Here is a 3741-nt window from a genome sequence, read left to right on the forward strand (position 1 = left end):
CCGCCCCACCGGCCACGTAAGCTCGGGGACCATGAACACCAGCGAGATCGACGCATACGTCTACGCCGAGCTGGCCCGGCTCCGGGACAGCATCGACAACATCGACGCGGCCGTGGTCCACATGCTGGCCGAACGCTTCAAGTGCACCCAGCAGGTCGGTCACCTCAAGGCCCGCCACCAGCTCCCGGCCGCCGACCCCACCCGCGAGGCCAACCAGATCGCCCGGCTGCGCCAGCTCGCCGAGAACGCCAAGCTCGACCCCGCGTTCGCCGAGAAACTGCTGAACTTCATCATCGCCGAGGTCATCCGCCACCACGAGACGATCGCGGCCGGCGAGGACGAGGACTGAAGGACCGGCCGAGCCCCGCACGGGCGAGGCAGAAGGACGAGCGGCGGACGAAGAACATGAGGGGGCTGGGGCTCACCCGCCCCCTTCAGGCAGCATGGGCCCCATGTCCGCACTGACGCGCAACGAAGCGCAGACCCGAGCCGCCCTCCTCGACGTCCACCACTACCACGTCACCCTCGACCTCACCGGCGACGACGAGACGTTCGACTCCACCACCGTGATCACCTTCGGCGCCAAGAGCGCCGGCGACACCTTCGTGGAGCTCAAACCGGACGAACTGCGCTCCGCCACCCTGGACGGACACCCCCTGGACCCGGCCGCCCTCGACGACAACCGGCTCCCCCTCACCGGACTCACCCCCGGCGACCACGTCCTGCGCGTCGAGGCCCGCATGCGCTACTCCCGCACCGGCGAAGGCCTGCACCGCTTCACCGACCCCGCCGACGGCGAGACGTACGTCTACACCCAGATGTTCATGGACGACGTCCAGCGCGTCTTCCCCGCCTTCGACCAGCCCGACCTCAAGGCCGTCTTCGCCTTCACCGTCACCGCCCCCGCCCACTGGACCGTCCTCGCCAACGGCGTCACCCAGCGCACCGGCCGGCGCGAGACGGACGGCGCCGACATCTGGGAATCCGCGCCCACCCCCGTCATCTCCACCTACCTCGCCGCCGTCGCCGCCGGCCCCTGGCACTCCGTCCGCACCGAACACGCCGGACTGCCCTTCGGCCTCCACTGCCGCCGCTCCCTGGCCCCCCACCTCGACGCCGACGCCGACGAGCTCCTCGACATCACCCGCGCCTGCTACGACCGCTACCACGAGAAGTTCTCCGAGCCCTACCCGTTCGACTCCTACGACCAGGCCTTCGTCCCCGAGTTCAACGCCGGCGCCATGGAGAACCCGGGCCTGGTCACCTTCCGCGACGAGTTCATCTTCCGCTCGGCCGTCACCGACACCGAACGCATGCGCCGCGCCATGGTCGTCGCCCACGAGATGGCCCACATGTGGTTCGGCGACCTCGTCACCCTGCGCTGGTGGGACGACATCTGGCTCAACGAGTCCTTCGCCGAGTACATGGGCTACCAGACCATCGTCGAAGCCACCCGCTTCACCGACACCTGGACCGAGTTCGCCGTCACCCGCAAGTCCTGGGGATACGACGCCGACCAGCGCCCCTCCACCCACCCCGTCGCCCCCGACCCCGACGACGTACCCGACACCGCCTCCGCCCTGCTCAACTTCGACGGCATCTCCTACGCCAAGGGCGCCTCCGCCCTGCGCCAGCTCGTCGCCTGGCTCGGCGAGAAGGACTTCCTGGCCGGCATCAACACCCACTTCACCCGCCACAAGTTCGCCAACGCCTCCCTCGCCGACTTCGTCGACTCCCTCGCCGCCGCCACCGACCGCGACGTCCACACCTGGGCCGACATCTGGCTGCGCACCACCGGCATCGACACCCTCACCCCCGAGATCCAGGAGGGCCCCGGCGGCTGGACCCTCGCCGTCCGCCGCGACGGCAGCCGCCCCCACCGCATCGCCGTCGCCACCTACGACCACACGCCCGGCAGCGACCGCGCGCTCGAACCGCGCGACCAGCTCGACCTGGACGTCCCCTCCGGCGAGATCATCTCCGGCGCCGGACGCCGCCCCGCCCTGCTCCTCCTCAACGAGGGCGACCTCACCTACGCCAAGGTCCGCCTCGACGAGACCTCGCTGGAGACCGCCCTGCGCCGGCTCTCCGGCATCCCCGACGCCCTCAGCCGGGCCGTGGTGTGGAACGCCCTGCGCGACATGGTCCGCGACGGCGAACTCGCCCCCCAGGACTACCTGCAGACCGTCCACGCCCACCTCCCCGAGGAGACCGACCTCGCCGTCGTCCAAGGCGTCCTCGCCTTCGCGCGCGGCCAGATCGCCGACCACTACCTCCCGCCGCAGGAACGCGCCGGCGCGCTGCGCCTGATCACCTCCACCACCCGGGACCTGATCCGCCGCACCGAGGACGGACACCACCCCGGCCTGCGGCTCGCCGCCGTCCGCGTCTTCATCGACAGCGCCACCCAGCCCGACACGATCGCCGCCTGGCTCGCCGACGGCACCGTCACCGGCGGCCCCGAACTCGACCCCGAGCTGCGCTGGCGCGTCCTCGGCCGGCTCGCCGTCCTGGGCGCGGTGACCGAGCGGGAGATCGCCGACGCCCTGGCCGCCGACCCCAGCGCCACCGGCGAGGAAGGCGCGGCCCGGTGCCGCGCCGCCCTGCCCGACGCCGAGGCCAAGGCCGCGGCCTGGGCCCGCATGTTCGAGGACGACTCCCTGTCCAACTACCTCTTCACCGCCACCGCCCAAGGCTTCTGGCAGCCCGAGCAGGCCGAACTGACCGAGCCCTACGTCGCCCGCTACTGGGCCGACGCGGTCGCCCTGGCCGCGCGCCGCGGACCCGCCATCGGCGAGGCCGTAGGGCGCTGGGCCTTCCCCACCCACGCCGTGTCCGAGACCACGCTGCAAGCGGGCAAGGCCTGCCTGGAGGAGCCGGACCTCATCCCGCTCCTGCACCGCAAACTGACCGACCAGCTGGACGACCTGTCCCGGGCCCTCCGCATCCGCACCACCTGACCACCCACCCGGACCGCGCCCCAAGCCGCCCCTCCCCGGCGGGGCTCGGCCGGCCCCTGGACGCCCGGGCCGCCGCCCAGGCCTCCCCGCACCCCTTCGGGGCCGGGCTCCGGCCACCCCTCGACGCGCGGGCCGCCGCCCGGGCTTCACCGCGCCCCTTCGGGGCCGGGCTTCGGCCGGTCCTCGGTGTGTGGGCCGTTGCCCGGGCTTCCCCGGGCCTCTTCGGGGCGGGGCTTCGGCCGGTCCTGGGTGTGTGGGCCGCTGCCCGGGCGTCCCCGGGCCTCCTCGGGGCCGGGCTTCGGCCGCCCCTCGGTGTGTGGGCCGCTGCCTGGGGTTTTCCCGGGCCTCCTCGGGGCGGGGCTTCGGCCGGTCCTGGGTGTGTGGGCTGCTGCCCGGGCTTCCCCGCGCCTCTGGGGTTGGGCTTCGGCTGGGGTGGTGTCGCCCCCTTGGGGGCGCGGGGAACGGCGCGCCCGGCCCGGTCGGGCCGGTAGCCGCCAACCGGCATCGGCCCTTGGGGCGGTGTCGCGCGCCGCGTGCCGCCGCGGGGCTTTCCGCGGTTCGCGGTCCGCGGCCCGCGAGCGGCTGGCCGCGCAGTTCCCCGCGCCCCTTTCAGGCCGGGCTTCGGCCGGTCCCTCGGTGTGTGGGCCGCTGCCTGGGTTTTCCCGGGCCTCTGGGGTTGGGCTTCGGCTGGGGTGGTGTCGCCCCCTTGGGGGCGCGGGGAACGGCGCGCCCGGCCCGGTCGGGCCGGCAGCCGCCAACCGGCATCGGCCCCTGCGGCGGT

2 protein-coding genes are annotated in these 3741 nt (G+C 73.6%); both read left to right on the plus strand.

The genetic code is table 11. From position 1 onward, the window contains the following. Positions 1 to 31: 31 nt before the first annotated feature. Positions 32 to 349 carry a chorismate mutase gene (locus LG632_RS29685; protein WP_226731023.1) on the plus strand — a complete coding sequence of 106 codons (318 nt, stop codon included), beginning with the start codon at positions 32 to 34 and terminating at the stop codon, positions 347 to 349. A 94-nt stretch (positions 350 to 443) separates the two neighbouring features. Then, positions 444 to 2960, plus strand: a complete 2517-nt coding sequence (gene pepN / locus LG632_RS29690) for an aminopeptidase N (RefSeq protein ID WP_226731024.1) — start codon at positions 444 to 446, stop codon at positions 2958 to 2960. The last annotated feature ends 781 nt before the right edge of the window (positions 2961 to 3741 follow it).

The sequence above is a fragment of the Streptomyces antimicrobicus genome (genome assembly GCF_020532625.1).
In the GTDB taxonomy this organism is placed as follows: domain Bacteria; phylum Actinomycetota; class Actinomycetes; order Streptomycetales; family Streptomycetaceae; genus Streptomyces; species Streptomyces antimicrobicus.